This window comes from Pantoea sp. JK (assembly GCF_026130245.1).
GTDB classification, from domain to species: Bacteria; Pseudomonadota; Gammaproteobacteria; order Enterobacterales; family Enterobacteriaceae; genus Pantoea; species Pantoea trifolii.
This window is the reverse complement of sequence record NZ_JAINFN010000005.1, coordinates 139,711-163,474: the sequence shown is the minus strand read 5'-3', so window position 1 is coordinate 163,474 and position 23,764 is coordinate 139,711. Positions and strand designations below refer to the sequence as shown.

Sequence of the window (23,764 nt, the reverse complement as noted above, 5' to 3'; positions counted from 1 at the left end):
TTCTTTTATTCGGTGCGCGGCTCCTCGAGCGCCGGGGTTTCTGGCCACGCACGCACCACCGCTTTCACCAGCGTCGCCAGCGGAATTGCAAAGAACACGCCCCAGAATCCCCACATCCCGCCGAAAATAACCACCGACAGAATGATCACCAACGGATGCAGATTGACCGCTTCCGAGAACAGAATCGGTACCAGCACGTTACCATCTAGCGCCTGAATCACCAGATAAATGGCGATCATGGTCCAGAAATCGCTGCCCAATCCCCACTGGAACAGACCAACGCCAATCACCGGAATGGTCACCACCATTGCGCCGATATAAGGAATTAGCACCGAAATACCCACCAACACCGCCAGCAGCAACGAATAGTTGAGGCCCAGCAGCAGGAACGCCAGCCAGGTGACAAAGCCCACCGCCACCATCTCCAGCACTTTGCCGCGAATGTAATTGGTGATCTGCTGATTCATCTCTTGCCACACCACGCCCGCCAAACCGCGATTGCGCGGCAGCACGCGACGTACCGCATTCAGCATCTGCTCTTTATCTTTCAGCAGGAAGAACACCATCAGCGGCACCAGCACCAGATAGATCATCAACGTCATCAAACCCACCAGCGATGCCAGCGAATACTTCACCAGCGATTCGCCGAGTCCGGTGAGACGGCTGCGCAGGTTCTCAACGATGATATCGATGATGCCGGCATCGACCAGCGCCGGATAACGCTTCGGCAGCCCAGCAGCAAACACATAGAGCTTATTCAGCATGTTGGGCAGGTCGCGCGTCAGGTTGATGCCCTGTTGCCACGCCACCGGCGCGACAATCAGCACCATCACCAGCAAGATACCGGCAAACACCACCAGCACCGCGCTGGTCGCCCAGGTTCGGCTGCAGCCGACGCGCTGCAAGCGCACCGTTGGCCACTCCAGCAGATAAGCCAGCACTAACGCTACTAACAGTGGAGCCAGCAAACCGCTGAGGAAGAACAGAATGCAAAACGCCGCCAGCAGAATCACCAGCAGCCCGATAGCCTGCGGATCGCTGAAGCGGCGTTTGTACCATTGATAAAGCAGAACGAGCATTTTTACTTCCAGTTGAACGTAGGGTCGCCATTCATGGCGACCGATTGATAATTTGATTGAGGGGATTAATGCGTAATGCTACTGACCAACGCATCCTGGCCGGAGATCATCACGCAGTTGCGTCCGGCATTTTTCGCCTGATAGAGCGCGGCATCGGCCTGCTTTAGACTCTGCTCCTGCGAACCACTTTCCGGCTGCCAGTCGGCAATGCCCACCGACAGCGTGACATTGCCGACCTGATCGATCCAGTTTTCCGCAATGCTGATGCGCACACGCTCGGCCAGAATACGCGCATCTTCGACCGAGGTCGCAGGCAGCAGCATCAGGAACTCTTCCCCGCCGCTACGGCACACCACATCGGTTTGACGTGCGCTGCCGCGTAAGGTTCGCGCCACATGTTTAATGACGTCATCACCCACGTCATGACCAAAGGTATCGTTGACCCGTTTGAAGTGATCGATATCCAGCGCCAGCACCGAGAATGGTTGGCGCATAGTGGCGAAGTAGTCCAGCACCGCGCTCAGGCCACGGCGGTTAAGCAGATTGGTCATGGGATCGCTCTGCACTTCCGATTTAAGACGACCAATTTTGTCCTGCACTAAACCAATGCCGGTAAGCAGCGCGCGTTTGACCTGCGCCGCTTCGAAATACCAGGCGCGAATGCCGCCAATCTCGCTCGACACACCTTGTGAATCCATCTGGCTGGCTTTACGCGCCAGCTGCCACAGCGGCAGCGCAATCAGTCGCGCCAGAATCACCGCCACAAGCAAGGTCAGCAGCGCAAACGGCACCGAGTTTTTCAACACTTTCAGCAGTAAGCCGGTGAGCGGCGCCAGTGTGACATCAGTCGGTTTTAACGCCACCACCATCCAGCCGGTGGTGGGCACGATGGCGTAACCGGCCAGCTTAGGTACGTTCTCTTCTGTCAGTTGCACTTCACCGTTGGTTTTCTCTTCGCGCTGGCGATCGCTGACGATGCCCGGCACGCTTTTGCCAATGAGCTGGCTGTTCTGGTGATAGAGCACCTGATTATTGCGATCCAGCACGTAAACATGCGTGCCATCGCGATAGAACTGCTCGCCGAGCAGAGCGTTGAGGATGCTTTTCTTCTTCAGGTAGATGGTGCCGCCGACGTAGCCAAGGTAGCGTCCGTCTTTGCTCCAGATCGGCCAGGAGACAAACACAATCAGGTTATTGGCGGCGGAAATACTGGGTCTGCTGACCATCGGCTGACGCTGCGCCAGTGCTTCACGCGAAGCCTGGCTGGTCAGCTGCATGCCTTTTAGCATCAGCGATTCGGGTGAAATGGCTTTCACGATGCCGTTGCTGTCCACAACGGCCACCGAGTTAAAGCTGTTGGTTTGCTCACGCAGGCGATTCACCTCCTGCTGCGACAGATCGGCATTATCAAAATCATTACCCAACTGTGTCGCGCTGTAGTGCAGCTGCGACTGAGCCAGCTGAAAGAAGACCTCGGTGGTCGCCGCCAGTTTGGTGGCGTAGGCGCGATTGGCTTCGAGGGTACTTTCGATCAGGACCATACGTTGCACGCGCCAGGTGGCGTACAGGGTGTTGGCGAGCGTGATGACGATGCTGGTGATCGCCAATAGCGCGATCAGCGTTCGCAGGTCAGTTTTTGGCCGCAGGCGCATTAGCATGGCGCGCCGGCCTTAGTGGATAGATTCATCAATATGTGTGCCTGACAGTCTTGTTATTGTTGGATGCACTTGCCCTGGTGAGCTAACGGGCGATTGTACACCCACAACACAAATTGAGCACGAAGCATCCTGTCAGCCACACAGATTTCTTTCTCTGCGCTGGCGCTAATCGATCAAACCATTGGCATCGTAAAACGGCCACGGACCGGGATAATCGCCGATGGCACACAAATGGGTGCTCATGCCCTGCTGCGCATGCCAGCGATGTAGCAAGAAACCTGGCGGCTCCAGCACAAAATTGGCTGGGCCATTTTCCGCGAGGTCAAACGCCACCTGATGCGATACGCCCGGGGCAACACAAGCCAGCGTACCGGCAAAACGCGCCTGCACCGAGCGATGCAGATGGCCGCTGAGCACGCGTTCCACCTGCGGATGACGCTGGATAATCGCCGCCAGCGCCGCCGGATTGCGCAGCGGTTGGTTATCCATGTGTTCTATGCCGCAGAGAAACGGTGGATGATGCAGCATCACCAGCGTCGGCAACTGCGGCTGGCGCTGCAACTGCTCATCAAGCCAGTGCAACTGCGCTTCATCCACATAGCCCCACGGCTGCTGCGGCACGCTGGAATCGAGCGCCAGCAACTGCACGCCTTTTACCTGCATCTGCCAGTTCAGGGTTTCACCGCGCTGCAGATAGTGATGATCTGGAAACGCCGCACGCAGCGCCTGGCGATCGTCGTGATTGCCTGGCATCAGCAGAAACGGCAGTTGCAGCTGGCGCAGCGCCTGCTTCAACGTTTGATACTCTTCTGCCGTGCCGAAATCGACCAGATCGCCAGTAATTACCACCCTGTCGGGGCGCGGCGAAAGGCGGTTTAGCGTCTCGATAACCCGCAGCAGCGCGGCTTGGGTGTCGACTTTTTTGTAGGACAAACGGCCGTTGGCCTTGATGTGTAAATCGCTGATTTGTGCGATTAGCGTCATTGCTTCAGACACGAATTTTTTCCTTTGGATATTCAATGCTAGTCGGTCGCCATTAATGGCGACCCTACGACGGTACATAGATTTATGGCGACCGGACCGATTATGAAAACTGCAGCGCAGCGTCCTGCGCCAGCGTCCAGCTCACCGCTTGTCCGGCATGCCAGGCTTCACGCGCGTGGCGATCCACCTGAATCGGTGTGGCCAGCCCGATATCGATCATCAGCCGCTGCGACGCGCCCAAAAAGGTGCTGGCGACAATAAAGCCCTGGCGCTGATAGCGATCATCGCTGGCCAGCAGCACATCTTCCGGACGGCAGAAACGCTGCGGATTGCCGCGTGTATCGACATCCACGCAGTTAATCGCGCCAACAAAATCGGCGACAAATTTTGATGCCGGATGCTGATAGATGTTCTGCGGCGTATCGATTTGCACCAAACGTCCCTGCTCCATCACCGCAATACGGTCGCCGAGCGCCATCGCTTCCTGTTGATCGTGCGTCACGTAGACTGCGGTGATCGCCAGCTTCTTCAGCAGCGCGCCGATCTCCAGACGCAGACGATCGCGCAGGCGCGCATCCAATGCCGCCAGCGGCTCATCAAACAGCAGCACTTTAGGCCGCGCAGCTAATGCGCGCGCCAGCGCCACGCGCTGCTTCTGCCCGCCGGAGAGTTTGTCGATGCTGCGCTGTGCCAGCGCGGTGAGATCCACCAGCGCCAGCATCTCCTGCACGCGCGCTTCGCGTTCGGCACGCGCCACGCCCTGCACTTTCAGACCGTACGCTACGTTCTCGGCCACATTGAGATTCGGGAACAGCGCGTAGTTCTGGAACACCATGCCGACGTTGCGTTTTTCAATCGGCAACGCGGTAACGTTGCGATCGTCAAACCACACTTCGCCGCCGACGTCGCAGCTCTCCAGCCCACTGATAATGCGCAGCGTGGTGGTTTTGCCACAGCCAGACGGCCCCAGCAGCACCAGCGTTTCGCCGGCATGAACGGTGAGATCGAGCGGTTGCAGCGCCTGATGATGATTAAAGTGACGTGCGCAGCCGCGCAGCGTCACGGTAACGGCCGCAGGATTCATGCTGCCTCCTTGTGTTGGCGCGAGACCGCGCGGTTAAGCCAGTGATTCACGGCATTGAGCATCAGCAGCAGCGGCAGAATCATCAGAATGAAAATCAGCGTGTAGGCGGAACCCACTTCCAGCCGCATTGAGGCGTAGCTGTCGGCAAGGCCAACCGGCAAGGTTTTAGTCAGCGGCGTGTGCAGCATCCAGGTGATGTTGAATTCCCCCACCGACAGCGTGATCACCATAAAAGCGCCGGCGAGAATGCCGTTACGGCAGTTCGGCACCACCACGGTAAAGAAGCGCTGCCACAAGCTAGCACCAAGGCTGGCCGAGGCCTCTTCGAGGCGCGGCATATCCACCGCCTGCATCACCGCCAGCACCGGCCGCATCATAAACGGCAGGGTAAACAGCACGTGACCAATCAGGATAAACAGCCAGCTATCGCGCAGGCCGGAAAACTGGCCGTAGAGCAGAATGATACCGAGCGCGGTCGCCAGACCGGGCAGCGCCACCGGCAGCATCAAGCACTCTTCAATACGCGCTGCCCAGCGGCCCGGCGCTTTTAGCAATCCCCACGCGGCAGGCACGCCAATCAACAAAGTGACTAAAAGGCAGAACAGCGCGATCAGCAGCGACAGCCAGAAGGTATCGGCGTACATCTGCCACACTTGCTCCACCCACTTCAACGTGAAGCCGCTGCGCAGGCCGATAAAATAGTTATTGGTGACGCCCGCCAGCATCGACAGCACCACCGGCACGATCATAAACAGCGCGGTGATGGCGGTGATCAACAGTTGCAGGCTAAACAGTCCACGACGCTTCATGATTGCGCCTCCCTAGCCTGCGCCAGACGGCGCGCCAGCATCAGCGCCAGCCAGGCGAATCCGCCCATCAACACCGACAGCGCAGCGGCGGTGGCAAAGTTGGCGTAATTGGTGAACTCGCCGTAAATGGTGAGCGGCAGCACCGCTAAATCGGTGCCGAGCGTAAAGGCGGTGCCAAAAGCGCCCATGCTGGTGGCGAAACAGAGCGCACCGGTAGAGAGCAGCGCCGGTTGCAGGCCGGGCACAATCACATCCCAGGTGATGCGCCACTGGCTGGCGCCAAGCGAACGCGCCGCTTCTTCCAGCGAGCGATCGAGTTTTTCACTCGCCGCCACCAGCGTGACGATGGCGCGCGGCAGCGAGAAATAGAGGTAACCAATAAACAGCCCCGCCAGCGAATAGGCCAGCGTCCAGCGCTCATGCACCAGGCTCATGCTGATTTGCGCCAGCAATCCCTGACGCCCGGCCAGCATCACCACCAGAAAACCCACCACCACACCGGGAAACGCTAGCGGAAAGGTCAGCAGCGCCAGCAAGGTGCCGCGCCCGGTAAAGCGCTGACGCGCCAGAAAACAGCCGACGATAGCGGCAATCAGCAAGGTCACCAGCGTCACCGCCAGCGACAGTAGCACGGTGTTCAGCAGGCTCAGCAGATAGTGCGGCTGGGTGATCACCGTCCAGTAACCGCTGTGCTGGGTGCTGCGATCGTCCTGCATGCCGATTTGCAACAGGCGGGCAAACGGCAGCAGCCAGAAAGCGCAGAAGAACAGCAGCGCGGGCAGCGTCAGCCACAGCCAGCGGCTGCCCGGTTGTGTAGGTATCTGGCGGCGCGAGGCCGCCAGGGTGTCAGCCATCGACATTAACGGATCTCGCTCAGGTATTTCGCCGAGAAGGCTTTCTGCGCATCGGCCATCTGCTGATAGTTCACGGTTTGCGCGCGCGCATAATCGCTGTCTGGCAGGAAGAATTTCTTCGCCTCTGCGGACATTGCCGAGGTACGTACCGGACGCAGGAAGGCATTGGCCCAAATCGACTGCCCTTTATCCGACAACACGTAGTCGATCACTTTTCTGCCGTTGTCTGCGTGCGGCGCGTTCTTCACCAGGCTGATGACGTACGGCACCGTGACCGTGCCCTCTTTCGGAATCACAAAGGCGACATTGGCGTGATCTTTATATTTGGCGCGATAGGCGTTGAAGTCGTAGTCGAGCAGGATGGGAATCTCACCGGAGATCAGGCGCGCGTAGGCGGTTTGCTTCGGTACGATCGGCTGATTTGCCTGTAATTTTTTGAACCACGTCAGTGCAGGCGTGAAGTCATTCATATTGCCGCCCTTCGCCTGGTTGACCGCCACGGCCGCCACGTAACCGACAAACGCACTGGCCGGATCGAGGTAGCCGATCATGCCTTTGTATTCTGGCTTCAGCAGATCGTCCCAGGATTGCGGCACCGGCGCGCCGCCCAGCGCATCGACGTTAACCATAAAGCCCATAGTGCCGGAGTGCAGCGCCACCCATTTACCGTCGGGATCTTTCATTCCAGCTGGGATTTCGTCCCAATGCGCGGGCTTATAGCTACTGATGACACCGGCGCTGTCCGCCTGGATACCAAAACTGACGCCGTAATAAACCACATCTGCCACCGGATTACCCTTCTCCGCCACCAACTGCGCCAGCGCCTGGCCGGAGTTTTTGTTGTCCTGCGGCACCTGAATCCCGGTGTCTTTGGCAATGGCGTTAAGCTGGGTTCCCCAATCTGCCCACTCGGGAGGACAGTTGTAGCAAATTGCCGTCTCAGCGGCCTGGGTGAAACTACTGAACAGCGAACCGGCGGTCAGTGCGAGCGCCCCGGCAATGATGGTGACTTTTTTCATAATGGTTCCCTGATGTTGGCAATAGAAGAAAAAGCGGTTGCGGGTGCAGCGATGCTTTCGCCGCTGCGCAACCGATGCGCCAGTACGCGAGTACCGTGGCTGGCTTGTTGTAACAGCATTTCGATCGCCCCGGCGCCGAGCATGTCGGCGGGTTGCGTCACGCTCGCCAGCGACGGCGCGATTTGCTCGCCGATATCGATGCCATCAAATCCCATTACCGACAGCTGCTGCGGAATGCGCACGCCGGCGCGCGCGGCGTCACCAATCAGGCTGATAGCGAGCAGATCGTTAGTGCAAATCACCGCGCTCAGCGGCGTGTCGCCACTCAGCTGCGGCTGCAGCAGTGCGAAATCAGATTGGGTATGGCTGGGCATTTCGATCACCGGCAGCGCGTCGAGTCCGGCTTGTTGCATCGCATCGCAATAGCCCTGATAGCGCAGACGTGCGCGATCGGATTGCAGCATCGGCCCGGCCACCATGCCGATGTGGCGATGGCCGAGCTGCAGCAGATGTTCAGTGGCTTCTTGCATCGCCTGGCGGTTATCGACGCAAATGGCGGGCCATTGGGTTTCCTGCGGCACGTTGTGCGTCAGGACAAACGGCATGCTGGCTTGATGCAGCGTATGCAGGATGGCGCTGTTATCGGCGTCGGCAACGGTAAGAACCAAACCGGCCACGCGCTGATTCAGCATGTGCTCGACAATCGCCACTTCGCGCTCTGGCTGATAATCACTGGTTGCCACTAGCAGACCGTAACCGGCGGCACGCGCCTGCCGCTCCATCGCTTGCAACTGGCGGGCGAAGATTGGATTGAGCAGCGACGGCAGCAGCACGCCGAAGGTAGTTGAACTCTGGGTACGCAGTTGGCGGGCAATGTGATTCGGGCGAAAGCCGAGCTGCTCGGATGCGCTCAACACTTTTTCCAGCGTGTCAGCACGTAGCAGATGCGGATCAGAGAAAGCGCGTGCAGCGGTGGCGCGAGAAACGCCAGCCAGTTTGGCCACGCTGATTAAATCGGACATGTTCGCCTCGTAAAGTGCCAATGAGATCGATCTCATTGGCGCTTAAACTAACGGCGAACTGTGACAGCAACATCGCGGAGAAATGACAGCGAGATGACAGCAGCGCGAACTGCTGTCAGGCAGAAATTACAACATCAGGAAGGCGTAACCTTCGTTTTGCAGCGACGCCACGGTGGTGCCGCTCGACAGCGTGTGGGTGACGCGCGTATCAATCCAGTCACGTTCCAGCTGATGGAAAGCCACCGACTGATCGCAAATAGTCACCTTCACGCCGGCTTTTCTCAGCTCATCAATCAGCTTGAGATTCGGGTTATCGGTGCCGTACGCTTTGCGGAACTGATCGTTGTTCAGTGCAGCTGGAACCGCATCGCTGTTGATCGACACCACAAACTTCAGCTGATCGAGCGGTACGCCCGCCGCGTAATAAAGGTTGGTGACGCGCGCCACGCGCTCCAGCCCGAGGTTGGCCTGATGAATATCCCCTTCATTACGGTTGATCTGGAAGACGATTTTATTGCTCAATCCCGGCGTGGTGGCCGGATTGTAGTCCGGCACATTCACATAATGGATTTTGCCGTAGCCGTCGATCGCCGGCGTGCTCCAGAAGTCAGCCGGTTCGGTTTTCTTGTCGGCAAATTTATCGCTGACCTTGTCGACCAAATCGGGCAGTTGTAATACATTGCCGCCGACAAAACCTGCCAGGGCCGCAATAACGATATAGGATGCTGGACGCATTTCACTTCTCCTGTGCCTGAGATTTACATCTGTAAGAGTGCATAACCTTGATTTTCCAGCGTCGACACGGTGGTCGGGCTGGAGAGTGCATGAATCACCGATGGGTCAATCCACTCTTTCGGGAAGTGATGGAACGCCACCGACTGATCGCATACGGAAACCTTCACGCCCAACTTATTCAGCGCGCCAATCAGCGCCAGATTAGGGTTGTCCGCTTTGTAGAACTGCTGGAAATGCGCGTTATCCAGCATCGCAGGCGTGGCATCACCCGTAACCGACACCACAAAGTGCAGGTCGTCGGCCGGTACGCCCGAAGCGATATAGAGATTGACCACGCGCGCGACACGTTCAAGACCAAGATTTGGCCGCGTCATCTCTCCTTCACTTTTGGTGATTTGAAACACCACTTTGTTGCTTAAACCCACCACCGGTTTAAAGGCGGCATCCGGCTCATAATGGATTTTGCCGTAGCCGTCGACGGCCGGCGTGCTCCAGAAGCCGTCGGGATCGGTAGGTTCGGCAGAAAAATGGCTGACAACACGCTGATATAAGTCATCACCTTTGCTCACGGTGGCGCCAACAAAGCCACCGACAATCGCGATAAGGGCGTATGAGACTACAGAACGCATAAAAACTCTCCGGCATGCACTGCGCGTCAATTCACAGTCCGTTTGAATAAAGTGCTTTATCTATACCACAGCGTGAGCAGGGCAAAAGTCCTGTAGTGACGGGCTGTCCGTCTGAATGATTGCGTGCAAAATAATTAGCAGGGTTAATTGAACAAGGCATTCGATTGACGCTTTGGCAGGCGTTAAGAAAAGAGTGGCCGTGAAATTGTGACCATAATTCAGAAGGGATACGTTTACGTGCGTTTAAAATCTGTCCGATGATTACTGTGCAAATTGCCTTTCACACCACAATCACGATTAAAATCACTGATGGATAAAACGGGCCAACCGCGCTGATATGCCGCTTCTTTTCAGAGTAAACCTGGAAAAGTTCATGCCAGGCTCAATAATTTTGAGCAACTTTACGTAACTTTAACTTTTGCGGATGAAGAAGCCGGTTTTAATCGCGGCGTGCTGTTCAATTTTTTGCTGCAACTTCGTCATGCTGTAACCCTTTTTTCATTTAAAGCTTATGAATCTTCATCGTTTGCTTGTCGCCGCAGTCTGGTTAAGATAGAGCGCGTTCAGTGAATGGGAAAATAGTGCAGAACATCTGAACCACTTACCGGTCTAATTTTGGATGACTTTTACAGGATCAAGGCATGTTTAACCGGTTGAAAAAATCAATGCTGGCGGCCCTTATTCCTACGCTGCTGCTGACGCCTGCGCTGAGTGCGCGCGCTGACGTCAGTGATACGCTGCCCGACATGGGCACCACAGCAGGTTCGACGCTCTCGATTAATCAGGAACTGCAGATGGGCGACTTCTACGTGCGCCAGCTGCGCGCCAGTGCGCCTCTGATTAACGATCCGCTGTTGAATCAATACATTAATGAGCTCGGTCAGCGTCTGGTGGCGCATGCCAACTCGGTACGCACGCCGTTCCACTTCTTTTTGATTCAGAACGATGAACTCAACGCCTTTGCCTTCTTTGGCGGCAACGTGGTGCTGCATTCGTCGCTGTTCCGTTACACCGATAACGAAAGCCAGCTGGCATCGGTGATGGCGCATGAAATCTCGCACGTCACCCAGCGCCATCTGGCGCGCGCTATGGAAGAGCAGCGACGCAATGCGCCGCTGACTTGGGTCGGCGCATTGGGGTCGATTCTGCTGGCGATGGCCAGTCCGCAAGCGGGCATGGCGGCGCTGACCGGTACACTGGCGGGCGCGCAGCAAGGCATTATCAGCTTTACTCAGGGCAACGAACAGGAAGCTGACCGCATCGGTATTCAGGTGCTGCAACGTGCCGGTTTCGATCCGCAAGCGATGCCGACTTTCCTGCAGAAGCTGGCGGATCAGAGCCGCTTCTCCTCCAAACCGCCGGAAATTTTGCTGACGCACCCGTTACCCGACAGTCGACTGGCCGATGCGCGTAACCGCGCCAACCAGATGCGTCCGGTGGTGGTGCAGTCGTCGCAGGATTTCTACATGGCGAAAGTGCGTTCGCTCGGCATGTACGCCACGGGCCGCAATCAGCTTACCGATGATTTGCTGAACGAATACGCCAAAGGCAACGTGCGCGAGCAGCAGGCGGCGCAGTACGGCAAAGCGGTGCAGTTCCTGCAGGCCAAAAGCTTTGATAGCGCCAAACGGGTGATTGCGCCGCTGCTGGCGAAACAGCCGGATAACGTCTGGTTCCTCGATATCATGACCGACATCGATATCGGCCTGAATCAGCCGCAGCAGGCGATCGCCATGCTGAGCAGCGCCAAAGGCAGTAGCACCAATCCGGTGCTGCAACTGAACCTGGCTAACGCCTATGTCGAAGCGAAACAGCCAGCCAACGCCAGCCGTATTCTCAATCGCTACACCTTTGCCCATCCAGACGACGTTAACGCCTTTGATCTGTTGGCGCAGGCTTCGGCGGCGCAGGGTTTACGCGATGAAGAACTTTCAGCGCGCGCTGAAGGGTTGGCGCTCAACGGCCAGCTTGATCAGGCGATCTCCACCTTAAGCAGCGCCAGCGCGCAGGTGCCGCTCGGCAGCCTTAAACAGGCGCGCTATGACGCACGTATCGATCAGTTCCGTGAACTGCAGAAGCGTTTTAAGGTTTACCAAAAAGGATAAGAAGATGGTCAGCATTTATCACAACCCGCGATGCAGCAAAAGCCGCGAGACGCTGGCGCTGTTGCAGGAAAAAGGTATCGAGCCTGAAGTGGTGCTCTATCTTGAGACGCCGCCCGATGTGCCAACGCTACAGCGCCTGCTGCAACAGCTCGGCATGCACAGCGCACGCGAACTGATGCGCCGCAAAGAGGATTTGTATAAAGAGTTGGCTTTAGCGAATAGCGCGTTAAGCGAGGATCAGCTGCTGCAGGCGATGGTAGAACATCCGAAACTGATCGAACGCCCAATCGTGATCAATGGCGAACAGGCGCGTATTGGCCGTCCGCCTGAAGCGGTGCTGGAGATTCTCTAAAGTTCCAGCGCTTCTTTAACAAAGGGAATGGTGAGTTTGCGCTGAGCACTGATGGAGGCGCGATCGAGACGATCCAGCGTATCAAACAGCGTGCGCATCTCACGGTCGAGGCGTTTCAGCAGGAAGCGTCCGACATCTTCCGGCAACTCAAAACCCCGCAATCCAGCACGCAGCTGCATCGCCTGTAATTTGTCGTCATCCGAGAGCGGCTGCAAACGGTAAATCTGCCCCCAATCGAGGCGTGACGCCAGATCCGGTAAGCCGAGATTCAGCTGGCGCGGCGGTCGATCGCCGGTAATCAGCAAACGCGTTTTACCGATTTCCAGAATGCGGTTGTAGAGATCAAAGATCGCCATTTCCCACTCCGGATCGCCTGCAATGCACTCGATATTATCGATGCACACCAGCGCCAGATTCTCCATCCCTTCCAGTACTTCCGGCACAAACCAGGTGCGCTTATCCAGCGGCACATAGCCCACCGCTTCGCCGCGCGCCGAGAGTTCCGCACAGGCTGCGTGCAGCAGATGACTGCGGCCACCGCCTTCGCGCGACCAGAAATAGAGATAGCTACCGTGTTGCTGAGAAAGTGCGCCTTGCAGCGCCGCCAGCAGAGACGTGTTTTCCCCCGGCCAGAAACTGGCGAAGGTTTCATCATCGGGTAAATAGAGTGGCAATGAGAGCTGTGCCGGCGTGTTCAGAAGTACCTCAACGGATGAGCGGGCAGAAAACCGCGCAAGTTTATCACGATCTTTGCCGGAGATGAACCGGGCTTCCCTGCCCGGCTTGCAGCCTTAACTTTCGCGCTTCTCTTCAGCGTCCAGCACCACTTCTTCCGGGCGTAATACGCTGATTAAACGGAAGATCAAAGCCAGGCCAACGCCAACGATGGTTGCCAGCGCCATGCCTTTCAGCTCGGCCGCGCCGATATGCACTTTGGCACCGCTCACGCCGATGATCAGGATCACCGAGGTCAGGATCAGGTTCTGCGCTTTGTTGTAATCCACTTTAGATTCGATTAGCACACGAATACCGGATGCGCCGATCACGCCGTACAACAGCAGCGATACGCCGCCCATCACCGGCACGGGAACCGCCTGAATCGCCGCCGCCAGTTTGCCGACGCAGGAGAGCAGAATGGCAAAGATCGCCGCGCCGCCAATTACCCAGGTGCTGTAAACGCGGGTAATCGCCATTACGCCGATGTTCTCGCCGTAAGTGGTGTTCGGCGTGGAGCCGAAGAAACCGGAGATCATGGTGGATAATCCGTTGGCGAACATCGAGCGGTGCAGGCCCGGATCGCGGATCAGATCTTTCTTCACGATGTTGGCGGTAACCACTAAGTGACCTACGTGCTCGGCAATCACCACCAGCGCGGCTGGCAGAATGGTCAGCATCGCCACCCACTCAAAACGCGGCGTGTAGAAGGTTGGCAGCGCAAACCACGGCGCATTTTCCACTGCGGTCCAGTCCACAATCCCCATCATGTAAGAGAGCGCATAGCCGACCAACACGCCGACTAAAATCGGGATGATGGCGAGGAAACCACGGAACAGCACCGAACCAAACACGGTAACCGCCAGCGTGACCATTGAGATGATCACGGTTTTGCTGTCTGGTGATGTGCCGTCAGCGGGCAGCAAACCGGCCATATTCGCCGCCACGCCCGCCAGTTCCAGACCGATAACCGCGACAATCGCGCCCATCGCCGCCGGTGGGAACATCACATCAAGCCAGCCGGTACCGGCTTTCTTGACGATCAGCGCCACAAGGCAGAACAGCAAACCGCAGAGAATAAAACCGCCCAGCGCCACTTCGTAACCCAGCGGCAACAGCAGCAGCACCGGCGAAATAAAGGCAAAACTCGAACCGAGATAAGCCGGGATTTTGCCCTTACAGATAAACAGATAGAGCAGTGTTCCAACGCCGTTAAACAGCAACACCGTGGCCGGGTTGATGTGGAACAGAATCGGCACCAGCACAGTTGCGCCAAACATGGCGAACAGATGCTGCAAGCTGAGTGGAATGGTTTGTAAAAGCGGTGGGCGTTCATTAACGCCGATTGCACGACGGGTCATATTTTTCGCTATCCCCATTGAATATTTTTAGACAAAAAAAAGCCGACTCTCTGGCCGGCTGGTTTCTTTTATTTGGTTCCGAAAATCTTGTCCCCGGCATCGCCGAGTCCAGGAATGATGTAACCCTTCTCGTTCAGTCCCTGATCGATTGATGCGGTGTAAAGCTCCACATCCGGATGCGCTTTCTCCAGCGCGGCAATACCTTCAGGTGCGGCCACCAGCACCAGCACTTTAATGCTGGTACAACCGGCTTTCTTCAGCAGATCGATAGTAGCGATCATTGAACCACCGGTTGCCAGCATCGGGTCGACCACCAGCGCCAGGCGCTCTTCAATGTTCGACACCAGCTTCTGGAAATACGGTACCGGCTCCAGCGTCTCTTCATCACGATACACGCCAACCACGCTGATGCGCGCGCTTGGCACGTGCTCGAGCACGCCTTCCATCATGCCGAGGCCAGCACGCAGAATCGGCACTACAGTGATTTTTTTACCTTTGATCTGATCGATTTCAACCGGACCATTCCAGCCTTCGATGGTGACGCGCTCGGTTTCCAGATCGGCGGTGGCTTCATAGGTCAGCAAGCTGCCCACTTCCGAGGCCAGCTCGCGGAAACGCTTGGTGCTGATATCATGCTCACGCATCAGGCCCAGTTTATGTTTGACCAGCGGGTGTTTGACTTCCACGATCTTCATGATTGTTCTCCCGGAATTGAGTTGAGCTAAAAAAAATCGCCGGATTATACCGCCTTTTCGCCGCTGCGCCATATGTCATCGGTCAATAGCCTGCGTCATCTAAGGATTGGCGAAAATCTGAGGCGATGCAAAGGCAGCATGAGATGGGACTCGCAAACGTTTGCCTGCGCTGTTAGAATTGCCGCGCTTAATTTTTGCCACCAACCGCAACTCGCGTGGGGATTCCGCAGTGACCGACAAAACCTCTCTCAGCTACAAAGACGCCGGTGTTGATATCGATGCTGGTAACGATCTGGTTGACCGTATTAAAGGCGTAGTGAAAAAAACCCGCCGCCCGGAAGTCATGGGTGGATTGGGCGGCTTCGGCGCGCTCTGTGCGCTGCCGCAGAAGTACCGCGAGCCTGTGCTGGTCTCCGGAACCGATGGCGTCGGCACCAAGCTGCGTCTGGCGATGGATCTCAAACGCCATGACAGCATCGGCATCGATCTGGTCGCGATGTGTGTTAACGACCTGATTGTTCAGGGTGCTGAGCCGCTGTTCTTCCTCGATTATTACGCGACCGGCAAGCTGGATGTGGATACCGCTTCATCGGTCATCACCGGCATCGCCGAAGGTTGCTTGCAGTCGGGTTGTGCGCTGGTCGGCGGTGAAACCGCTGAAATGCCAGGCATGTACCACGGCGAAGATTACGACGTGGCGGGTTTCTGCGTCGGCGTGGTGGAAAAATCAGAAATCATTGACGGTTCGAAAGTGCAGGACGGCGACGTGCTGATCGCGCTGGGTTCCAGCGGCCCGCACTCGAACGGTTATTCTCTGGTGCGCAAGATTCTTGAAGTCAGCCAGACCGATCCGGCCACTAAACAGCTGGATGGCAAGTCACTGGCCGATCACCTGCTGGCGCCAACCCGTATCTATGTGAAAAACATCCTTCGCCTGATCGAACAGGTTGATGTGCATGCGATTTCGCATCTGACCGGCGGCGGCTTCTGGGAAAACATCCCGCGCGTGCTACCAGACAACACCCAGGCGGTGCTGGAAGAGAGCAGCTGGCAGTGGCCAGCCGTGTTCAGCTGGTTGCAGCAGGCAGGCAACGTCAGCCGTCACGAAATGTACCGCACCTTTAACTGCGGCGTGGGCATGGTGATTGCGCTGAGCCCGGCAGAAGCCGATAAAGCGGTACAGCTGATGACCGACGCGGGCGAAAAAGCGTGGAAAATCGGTGTGATTAAAGCGTCTGATTCTGCAGAGCGTGTGGTTATCAATCCATGAAGAAACTGGTTGTACTGATCTCCGGCAACGGAAGCAATCTTCAGTCCATCCTCGACGCCTGCGCAAGCGGGCGTATCAACGGCAGCGTCGCTGCCGTTTTCAGTAATAAAGCCAGCGCCTATGGCTTAACGCGCGCGCAGGAAGCCAATGTCCCGCCGCATGCGTTAGCTGCCCGTGATTTTGCCGACCGCGAAGCCTTTGATCGCCAACTGATGCAGGAGATTGATGCTTACGCGCCGGATCTGGTGGTGCTGGCCGGTTATATGCGCATCCTCAGCAGCGCTTTTGTCGCGCACTATCACGATCGTCTGGTGAATATTCATCCGTCGTTATTGCCGAAATATCCGGGCTTGCACACGCATCGTCAGGCGCTGGAAAACGGCGACGAAGAGCATGGCACTTCAGTGCACTTTGTCACTGACGAGCTGGATGGCGGACCGGTTATTTTGCAGGCGCGCGTGCCGGTGTTTGCTGGCGACAGCGAAGACGAGATCAGCGCGCGCGTGCAGCATCAGGAACACGCGATCTATCCGCTGGTGATCAGCTGGTTTGTTGATGGGCGTTTGCAGATGCGTGAAGGTAAAGCGTGGCTGGATGATAAACCATTGCCGCCACAGGGATATGCACACGACTAACGTAGGGTCGCCATTCATGGCGACCTTCATCACGTCCGCACCATCACCCAAACCGTCCCGTAATGTAATCTTCGGTACGCCGCGCTTTTGGCGACGTGAAGATGCGATCTGTTTCGTCAAACTCCACTAATTGTCCGTTATGCATAAACGCGGTGTAATCCGACACGCGTGCCGCCTGCTGCATATTGTGCGTCACTAACACCAGCGTGAAATGCTGCTTCAACGTGGTCATCAGCTCCTCGATCACCAGCGTTGAGATCGGATCAAGTGCCGAGGTGGGCTCATCCAGCAGCAACACTTCCGGCTCAATGGCGATGGCGCGCGCAATCACCAGGCGCTGCTGCTGGCCGTTAGAGAGCGTTAAGGCGTTCTGCCCCAGCTGATCTTTCACTTCGCCCCACAATGCCGCTGCACGCAGCGCACGTTCACAGGCTTCATTCAACACGCGACGATCGCGTACGCCCTGCAAGCGCAGGCCGTAAACCACGTTTTCGTAGATCGATTTAGGAAACGGATTCGGCCGCTGGAATACCATGCCAATGCGGCGACGCAGTGCGGGAAGATCCTGATTCGCCTGCATCACCGCGTAATCATCCAGCAGAATCTCGCCTTCGATGCGGCAGCGATCGATCACATCATTCATGCGATTAAAGCAGCGCAGCAGCGTCGATTTGCCGCAGCCGGAAGGACCAATCAACGCCGTGATGCGGTTTTTCGGGATCTGCAGATCAATGTTATTCAGCGCCTGGCGTTCGCCATACCACAGCGACAGCTGATTAACGCGAAGGGCAATGTCGTAGTCGGGCGTCATCAGAAACCTTTTTAGTGCGTCATAAGCCGGTAACGCTCACGCAGCCGATGGCGCAGCGCCATCGCCAGCAGATTGAGCGACAGGATGATCACCACCAGCAGCAAAGCGGTGGCGTAAACCAGCGGTCGATCAGCATCGATATTGGGGCTCTGGAACGCCAAATCGTAGATCTGAAAACCGAGGTGCATGAATTTACGATCGAGGTGCAAATAAGGGAATACCGCATCAACCGGCAGCTCTGGCACCATCTTCACCACGCCCACCAGCATCAGCGGCGCGGTTTCTCCAGCCGCACGCGCCACCGCCAGAATCAGGCCGGTGAGCATGGCGGGTACCGCCAACGGCAGCACCACGCGCCACAACGTTTCCGCCTGCGTTGCGCCCAGCGCCAGCGATCCCTGACGCAGATTATCCGGAATGCGCGACAATCCCTCTTCGGTGGCAACGATCACTACCGGCAGCGTCAGCAGCGCCAGCGTCAGCGCGGCCCACAGCAAGCCCGGCGTACCAAAAGTGGGATTGGGTAAGGCGCTGGAGAAGAACAGCTGGTCGATGGTGCCGCCAATCAGCCAGACAAAGAAGCCGAGGCCAAACACGCCGTAGACAATCGATGGCACGCCGGCGAGATTCACCACCGCGATGCGCACCAGCCGCGTCAGCGCATTGCGTCCAGCGTATTCGTGCAACCAAACCGCAGCGATGACGCCAAGCGGCATGACGATGATCGACATCAACAGCACCATCAGCACGGTACCAAAAATTGCCGGAAACGCCCCGCTTTCGCCGCCACCGGAAGTCGGTGAATCGCTGACGAATTGCCAAATCTGGCTGAAGAAGTGCAGCGTTTTGTTGGTCAACGTCATGGCATTCGGATACCACGCATCCACCACCTGCGCCAGCGGGATGGTGTGATCCACGCCGTTCACATCGCGCAGCACCAGCGTATCGCGCTGACTTTCATGCTGCAGATGGGTTAACTGCTGCGCCAGCGCGTTGAAGCGGCGTTGTAACGCCGTGCGGTTGGCATCAAACTCGGACTGCACTTCCAGGCTGAAGCTGCCGTTACGCTGCTGCTCATCGGCCTGCTGCTGCAGGCTTTCCAGCTGTGCATTCAGGCGCGCCATCTCAATGCGGCGGATGTTACTCGCCTGGCGCAGCTGCTCATGTACCTGCTGCAAACGCTGATGCAGCAAGGCATCGCGGCTTTGCGCGGTCATCACTTCATTATCCTGGCGCAGCTCCACCAGCCAGCCATACGCATTGCCGCCGTTGCGGCGCTGCAGCACCAACACCTCGACAGGACGACGGGTTTTCGCCTCGCCCTGGCTGTAAAGCACGCGGAAATCCGGCGCGGCAAAGTCACGGTTGCCAGTTTTCACCACATAGCGCCACTGTTCGCCCTGCTGCTGCTTTTGCAAGGTTTCGCCCAGCACCATCACCGCGCTGCCTTCCGGTGGCTGGAACTGATATTGATCGACCGGCTGCGGCCAGAAAGCGCGCACGCCTTGCCAGCCGAGCAAACCAATCAACAAGGTAAACGCCAGCAGGCAAACCGCGACAGCCCCGGCGGTGAGCCAGCGCCAGCGATCGTTCTGTTTCATCGCCGTCATCCGTGGCCCTCATGCTGGCTGTAGCGTTGACGCAGACGCTGACGAATCAACTCGGCGATGGTGTTGATCACCAACGTGAAGATCAACAATATCAACGCGCTGAGGAACAGAATGCGGTAATGCGCGCTGCCCGCTGCGGCTTCGGGCATCTCAATGGCAATGTTGGCGGAGAGCGCACGCAGACCAGCAAATAAGCCGCCTTCGCTGACCGGCGTATTGCCAGTGGCCATCAGCACAATCATCGTCTCGCCGACGGCGCGGCCAAAGCCAATCATTAATGTAGCGAAGATGCCCGCCGAGGCGCCCGGCAGCACCACACGCGTCAGGGTTTGCCACGGCGTGGCACCCAGCGCCAGCGAGCCCTGCCCGAGCGCGCCCGGCACGCTGAACAGCGCATCTTCCGATAAGGTGAAAATCAGCGGTACCAGTGCAAAACCCATCGCCAGCGCAGCGACTAAGAGGTTGCGCTGTTCGTAATGCGCTAAACGCTCGCCAATGTCCGGCCAGAACAGCGTTGGCAGCCACAGCGTTAACAGCGTAACCACAAGCAACACCGGCAGCAGCAAAATCACTTCAAAGCCGGGACGTCGCCAGCTGGCAGGCAACCGCGGACTGAGCACACCGCACAACAGTAAGGTGGCCGCCAGCACCAGCGGCAGCAGCAACACGCCGACCAGCGCGGTACTGATGTGCGGCGCCAGCCACACGCCAGCGATCAAACCAATCACCACGCTTGGCAGCGCGCCCATCATTTCGATCGCCGGTTTCACCCAGCGACGCAAACCCGGCGACATAAACCACGCGGTATACATCGCGGCAGCCAGCGCCAGCGGCGTGGCGAACAACAGCGCCAGACTGGCAGCTTTTAGCGTGCCCAGCACCAGCGGCATCAGGCTGAACTTGGCTTGATAGCTGTCGCCCGCCGCGGTGGATTGCCATATCCAATCGGCCTGCGGATAGTTTTCGTACCAGATTTTCTGCCACAGGTTGCGCCAGGTGAAATCCGGCCACGGATTATCTAAAGCAAACTGCTGCCATTCCCCGGCGCGTTCGATGATCAAGGCATCACCGCGCGGCGCGAAGGCCAGCGCCTGAATGCCCGGTGCCAACTGGCGGATTAAGATCGCGCCCTGCTGCTTGCTGGCGAACAGCTGAACCTTGCCCTGCGCATCGTAAGTGGCAAACACGCGGCGCTGCGGTTCAGGCGTGATGCCGCGCGCCTGCTGGCTGCCGTTGTAGGTATGAATCTGTTGCAGACGCGGCCCTTTATCACTGGCGATAGCGAACCATTGCTGCACGCCTTGCGCATCCTGAATCAGCAAGGTGCGTCCACCGGCCAGCATATGCAGACTTTGCGGTGGCAGATTGAGAGTTTGGGTTTCGCGTAGCTGCGCGCCATCCGGCGTGATTTGCCACACGCGCAGTAAGCGCCCGCTGCTGGCGTAGAGTAAGGTGCCGTCCGGCGACAGCAGCAGATGATCGGCCTGCTGCTGCGGCAACAGGATCTGATTCACCTTTTGCGTATTTTCCAGCGTGAGCAGGCTGATGCCGGCTGCGGTTTGCGCGGCAATCAACCATTGATGATCGTTGAGCGACGTCAGCGCCATATTACTGACCGGGCCTTGCGGTAAGCGCAGCGGACGGTCGCCGAGCGGGAAACCCCATTCGCCGCTGCCGTTGCGGATAACCGGTTGCATTAACAGCAGTTCGCCCTGCATATTGAGCAGCACGCTGCGGTTATCTGGGCTTGCGATCGCCGCATCAGGCTTGCCATTCAGCGCCAGTGCAGGTGCCGCAGGTTGACCATCGAGCGGGATAAAGCGCGCTTCGTTGCGGCTGATGCGCCAGCCCAAATGCCCGTCGCTGCCCATCGCCAGCATTGGGGCTTTGTCCCACAGCTGAATATTGGTGGTGGCATGCATTCCGGGCGCGCTAAACAGCGGCAGCACCACCCAGATCAGCCAGAAGAACAGCAGTAACATCAGCAGCAAAATTCCCACGCCGCAAGCTGTGACAACGCGGCGCACTACATTATCATTGGCGCGTCGACGACGGTCGCTAAAGTGGACGGGAATACGATTTATGCTCATGCAGGCCAGGTTACCGGTGGAAACAAGTCGCTATGTTGCCCGTAGCTGATTGATAAGACAACCTTTGACGTTGGACAAGCCTGCCATACTCTCGCCATAATGGTGACGGACACTGAGCGGTAACGCATTTTTGTGCATTTTCCGCCGGACATTCCGTCCAGCATCAGCATCTCGGAGTCAGAATGGGTCAGGATAAGCTGTATATAGAAAAAGAATTAAGCTGGTTAAGCTTCAATGAACGTGTGTTACAGGAAGCCTCGGATAAAAGTAATCCGCTGATTGAGCGCATGCGCTTTCTGGGAATTTATTCCAATAACCTCGAAGAGTTCTATAAAGTCCGCTTTGCCGATCTCAAGCGGCGGATTCTGATCAGCGAAGAGCAAGGCAAACCAACCTCTTTGCGACATCTGTTAAAGAAAATTCAGCTACGGGTACAGAAGTCGGATCAAGAGTTTGATGCGCTGTATAACGATCTGCTGCTGGAAATGGCGCGTAATCAGATCTTCCTGATTAACGAACGCCAGCTGTCACCGAATCAGCAAGAGTGGCTGCGCTACTACTTCAAACATCAATTACGCCAGCACGTCACGCCGATTCTGATTAACCATGACACCGATCTGATCGAATTCCTGAAAGACGATTACACCTATCTGGCGGTGGAGATCATTCGCGGCGACGATATTCGTTATGCGCTGCTGGAGATTCCGTCGGATAAAGTGCCGCGCTTTATTAACCTGCCGGCTGAGTCACCACGTCGCCGCAAACCGATGATTCTGCTGGATAACATCCTGCGCTACTGCCTTGATGAAATTTTCAAAGGCTTCTTCGATTACGATACGCTGAATGCCTATTCGATGAAGATGACGCGCGATGCCGAGTACGATCTGGTAACGGAGATGGAATCGAGCCTGCTGGAGCTGATGTCGTCGAGTCTGAAGCAGCGTCTCAATGCCGAGCCGGTACGCTTCGTTTATCAGCGCGATATGCCGGATGCGATGGTGGAAATGCTGCGCCATAAGCTGTCGATTTCGAACTACGATTCGATTGTGCCCGGCGGCCGCTATCATAACTTCAAAGATTTCATCGGCTTCCCGAACGTCGGCAAAAGCAATCTGGAAAACCGTCCGCTGCCGCAGATTCGTCACATCGGCTTCGACGGCTTCCGCAACGGTTTCGACGCCATCCGCAATCGCGATGTGCTGCTCTACTATCCGTATCACACCTTTGAGCATGTGCTGGAGCTGCTGCGTCAGGCCTCGTTCGACCCGAACGTGCTGGCGATTAAGATCAACATTTACCGCGTAGCGAAAAACTCGCGCATCATGGATGCGATGATTCACGCCGCCTATAACGGTAAGAAAGTCACGGTGGTGGTGGAACTGCAGGCGCGCTTTGATGAAGAGGCCAACATCCGCTGGGCGAAACGCCTGACCGAAGCGGGCGTGCATGTGATCTTCTCCGCGCCGGGTCTGAAAATTCACGCCAAGCTGTTCCTGATTTCGCGCCGTGAAGGTGAGGAAATAGTGCGTTATGCGCATATCGGTACCGGGAACTTCAACGAAAAAACCGCGCGCATTTATACTGACTATTCTTTGCTGACCGCCGATGCGCGTATCACCAATGAAGTGCGCCGCGTGTTCAACTTTATTGAGAATCCGTATCGCCCGGTCACCTTCGAGCATCTGCTGGTGTCGCCGCAGAACTCACGCGACATGCTGTATAAGTTCATTGATGCCGAGATTGCCAACGCGCAGCAAGGCAATCCTGCCGGCATTACATTGAAGATCAACAACCTGGTGGATAATGGTTTAGTTGATCGGCTGTATGCCGCCTCGTCGGCAGGCGTGAAAGTGAATCTGCTGGTACGCGGCATGTGTTCGCTGATCCCCGATTTACCAGGCATCAGCGAAAATATTCGCATTACCAGCATCGTTGACCGCTATCTCGAGCACGACCGCGTCTATATTTTTGAGAACGGCGGCGAGAAAAAGGTGTTCCTCTCTTCCGCGGACTGGATGACGCGTAACATTGATCACCGCATTGAAGTTGCCGTGGCGATTCTTGATCCACGCGTGAAGCAACGCATTCTGGACATTATCACCATTCTGTTTAGTGATACGGTGAAAGCCCGCATCGTCGATAAAGAGCTGAGTAATCGTTATGTGCCGCGCGGCAACCGTAAAAAGGTGCGTTCGCAGCTGGCCATTTACGACTACATCAAGAAACTGGAACAACCCGAATAACGCCT

21 protein-coding genes are annotated in these 23,764 nt (G+C 56.9%); 5 read left to right on the top strand and 16 right to left on the bottom strand.

All coding sequences use genetic code 11. The features are described from left to right. Positions 1 to 5 precede the first annotated feature (5 nt). From PanJK_RS13080 to PanJK_RS13035, 10 genes are all read right to left on the bottom strand, one after another. The gene (locus tag PanJK_RS13080) at positions 6 to 1,079 is read right to left on the bottom strand and encodes an AI-2E family transporter (RefSeq protein ID WP_256697076.1); all 1,074 of its coding nucleotides are present in this window, start codon (positions 1,077 to 1,079) and stop codon (positions 6 to 8) included. A gap of 65 nt (positions 1,080 to 1,144) precedes the next feature. Beyond that, positions 1,145 to 2,737, bottom strand: a complete 1,593-nt coding sequence (locus PanJK_RS13075) for a sensor domain-containing diguanylate cyclase (RefSeq protein ID WP_265300265.1) — start codon at positions 2,735 to 2,737, stop codon at positions 1,145 to 1,147. Positions 2,738 to 2,902: 165 nt separating this feature from the next. Continuing rightward, the gene (locus tag PanJK_RS13070) at positions 2,903 to 3,721 is read right to left on the bottom strand and encodes a phosphodiesterase (RefSeq protein WP_414858945.1); all 819 of its coding nucleotides are present in this window, start codon (positions 3,719 to 3,721) and stop codon (positions 2,903 to 2,905) included. Positions 3,722 to 3,821: 100 nt separating this feature from the next. Then, the gene (locus PanJK_RS13065) at positions 3,822 to 4,805 is read right to left on the bottom strand and encodes an ABC transporter ATP-binding protein (protein WP_154155710.1); all 984 of its coding nucleotides are present in this window, start codon (positions 4,803 to 4,805) and stop codon (positions 3,822 to 3,824) included. Beyond that, positions 4,802 to 5,614, bottom strand: a complete 813-nt coding sequence (locus PanJK_RS13060) for an ABC transporter permease (RefSeq protein WP_256697080.1) — start codon at positions 5,612 to 5,614, stop codon at positions 4,802 to 4,804. Before PanJK_RS13060 ends, PanJK_RS13065 begins: the two co-directional genes overlap by 4 nt. Further along, positions 5,611 to 6,474, bottom strand: coding sequence for an ABC transporter permease (locus tag PanJK_RS13055; RefSeq protein ID WP_265300259.1), 864 nt, complete (start codon positions 6,472 to 6,474; stop codon positions 5,611 to 5,613). The genes PanJK_RS13060 and PanJK_RS13055 overlap by 4 nt, the downstream gene beginning before the upstream one ends. Next, positions 6,474 to 7,487: an ABC transporter substrate-binding protein gene (locus tag PanJK_RS13050; protein WP_265300258.1), complete on the bottom strand. Its 1,014-nt coding sequence runs from the start codon at positions 7,485 to 7,487 to the stop codon at positions 6,474 to 6,476. Before PanJK_RS13050 ends, PanJK_RS13055 begins: the two co-directional genes overlap by 1 nt. Then, positions 7,484 to 8,509, bottom strand: a complete 1,026-nt coding sequence (locus PanJK_RS13045; protein WP_265300255.1) for a substrate-binding domain-containing protein — start codon at positions 8,507 to 8,509, stop codon at positions 7,484 to 7,486. Before PanJK_RS13045 ends, PanJK_RS13050 begins: the two co-directional genes overlap by 4 nt. 126 nt (positions 8,510 to 8,635) lie before the next feature. Further along, positions 8,636 to 9,244 carry a DsrE family protein gene (locus PanJK_RS13040; RefSeq protein WP_265300253.1) on the bottom strand — a complete coding sequence of 203 codons (609 nt, stop codon included), beginning with the start codon at positions 9,242 to 9,244 and terminating at the stop codon, positions 8,636 to 8,638. 23 nt (positions 9,245 to 9,267) lie between these two features. Further along, a complete protein-coding gene (locus tag PanJK_RS13035; protein ID WP_008108336.1) occupies positions 9,268 to 9,873 on the bottom strand; it encodes a DsrE family protein in 606 nt (201 codons plus the stop codon). A gap of 641 nt (positions 9,874 to 10,514) precedes the next feature. Between PanJK_RS13035 and PanJK_RS13030 the strand changes: the two genes are divergently transcribed. Both PanJK_RS13030 and arsC read left to right on the top strand, forming a co-directional pair. Then, positions 10,515 to 11,978 (top strand): tetratricopeptide repeat protein, encoded by a 1,464-nt coding sequence (locus tag PanJK_RS13030; protein ID WP_265300251.1) that lies wholly within the window; start codon positions 10,515 to 10,517, stop codon positions 11,976 to 11,978. Positions 11,979 to 11,982: 4 nt separating this feature from the next. Further along, positions 11,983 to 12,330 carry an arsenate reductase (glutaredoxin) gene (gene arsC, locus PanJK_RS13025; RefSeq protein ID WP_154155700.1) on the top strand — a complete coding sequence of 116 codons (348 nt, stop codon included), beginning with the start codon at positions 11,983 to 11,985 and terminating at the stop codon, positions 12,328 to 12,330. On the opposite strand, the gene hda is transcribed toward arsC, so the two are convergent. The 3 genes from hda to upp all read right to left on the bottom strand — a co-directional run bounded on the left by hda (position 12,327) and on the right by upp (position 15,100). Next, the gene (hda, locus tag PanJK_RS13020) at positions 12,327 to 13,028 is read right to left on the bottom strand and encodes a DnaA inactivator Hda (RefSeq protein ID WP_036649513.1); all 702 of its coding nucleotides are present in this window, start codon (positions 13,026 to 13,028) and stop codon (positions 12,327 to 12,329) included. The genes arsC and hda overlap by 4 nt on opposite strands. 93 nt (positions 13,029 to 13,121) lie before the next feature. Further along, complete coding sequence (gene uraA / locus PanJK_RS13015) at positions 13,122 to 14,405, bottom strand: uracil permease (RefSeq protein ID WP_256697087.1); 1,284 nt, start codon at positions 14,403 to 14,405, stop codon at positions 13,122 to 13,124. Positions 14,406 to 14,473: 68 nt separating this feature from the next. Beyond that, complete coding sequence (gene upp, locus PanJK_RS13010) at positions 14,474 to 15,100, bottom strand: uracil phosphoribosyltransferase (RefSeq protein WP_008108331.1); 627 nt, start codon at positions 15,098 to 15,100, stop codon at positions 14,474 to 14,476. A 229-nt stretch (positions 15,101 to 15,329) separates the two neighbouring features. Between upp and purM the strand changes: the two genes are divergently transcribed. Next, positions 15,330 to 16,370 (top strand): phosphoribosylformylglycinamidine cyclo-ligase, encoded by a 1,041-nt coding sequence (gene purM, locus PanJK_RS13005; RefSeq protein ID WP_265300245.1) that lies wholly within the window; start codon positions 15,330 to 15,332, stop codon positions 16,368 to 16,370. Further along, the gene (gene purN, locus PanJK_RS13000) at positions 16,367 to 17,005 is read left to right on the top strand and encodes a phosphoribosylglycinamide formyltransferase (RefSeq protein ID WP_265300244.1); all 639 of its coding nucleotides are present in this window, start codon (positions 16,367 to 16,369) and stop codon (positions 17,003 to 17,005) included. Before purM ends, purN begins: the two co-directional genes overlap by 4 nt. A gap of 43 nt (positions 17,006 to 17,048) precedes the next feature. On the opposite strand, the gene pstB is transcribed toward purN, so the two are convergent. From pstB to PanJK_RS12985, 3 genes are read right to left on the bottom strand one after another with little or no spacing between them, the layout of a single operon-like run. Beyond that, positions 17,049 to 17,816: a phosphate ABC transporter ATP-binding protein PstB gene (gene pstB, locus PanJK_RS12995; RefSeq protein ID WP_256697092.1), complete on the bottom strand. Its 768-nt coding sequence runs from the start codon at positions 17,814 to 17,816 to the stop codon at positions 17,049 to 17,051. Positions 17,817 to 17,827: 11 nt separating this feature from the next. Further along, positions 17,828 to 19,426 (bottom strand): phosphate ABC transporter permease PstA, encoded by a 1,599-nt coding sequence (gene pstA, locus PanJK_RS12990; protein ID WP_265300241.1) that lies wholly within the window; start codon positions 19,424 to 19,426, stop codon positions 17,828 to 17,830. Then, the gene (locus PanJK_RS12985) at positions 19,423 to 21,516 is read right to left on the bottom strand and encodes an ABC transporter permease subunit (RefSeq protein WP_265300238.1); all 2,094 of its coding nucleotides are present in this window, start codon (positions 21,514 to 21,516) and stop codon (positions 19,423 to 19,425) included. The genes pstA and PanJK_RS12985 overlap by 4 nt, the downstream gene beginning before the upstream one ends. Before the next feature lie 182 nt (positions 21,517 to 21,698). On the opposite strand from PanJK_RS12985, the gene ppk1 reads away from it, so the two are divergent. Next, positions 21,699 to 23,759 carry a polyphosphate kinase 1 gene (gene ppk1, locus PanJK_RS12980; RefSeq protein WP_265300236.1) on the top strand — a complete coding sequence of 687 codons (2,061 nt, stop codon included), beginning with the start codon at positions 21,699 to 21,701 and terminating at the stop codon, positions 23,757 to 23,759. Positions 23,760 to 23,764 lie beyond the last annotated feature (5 nt).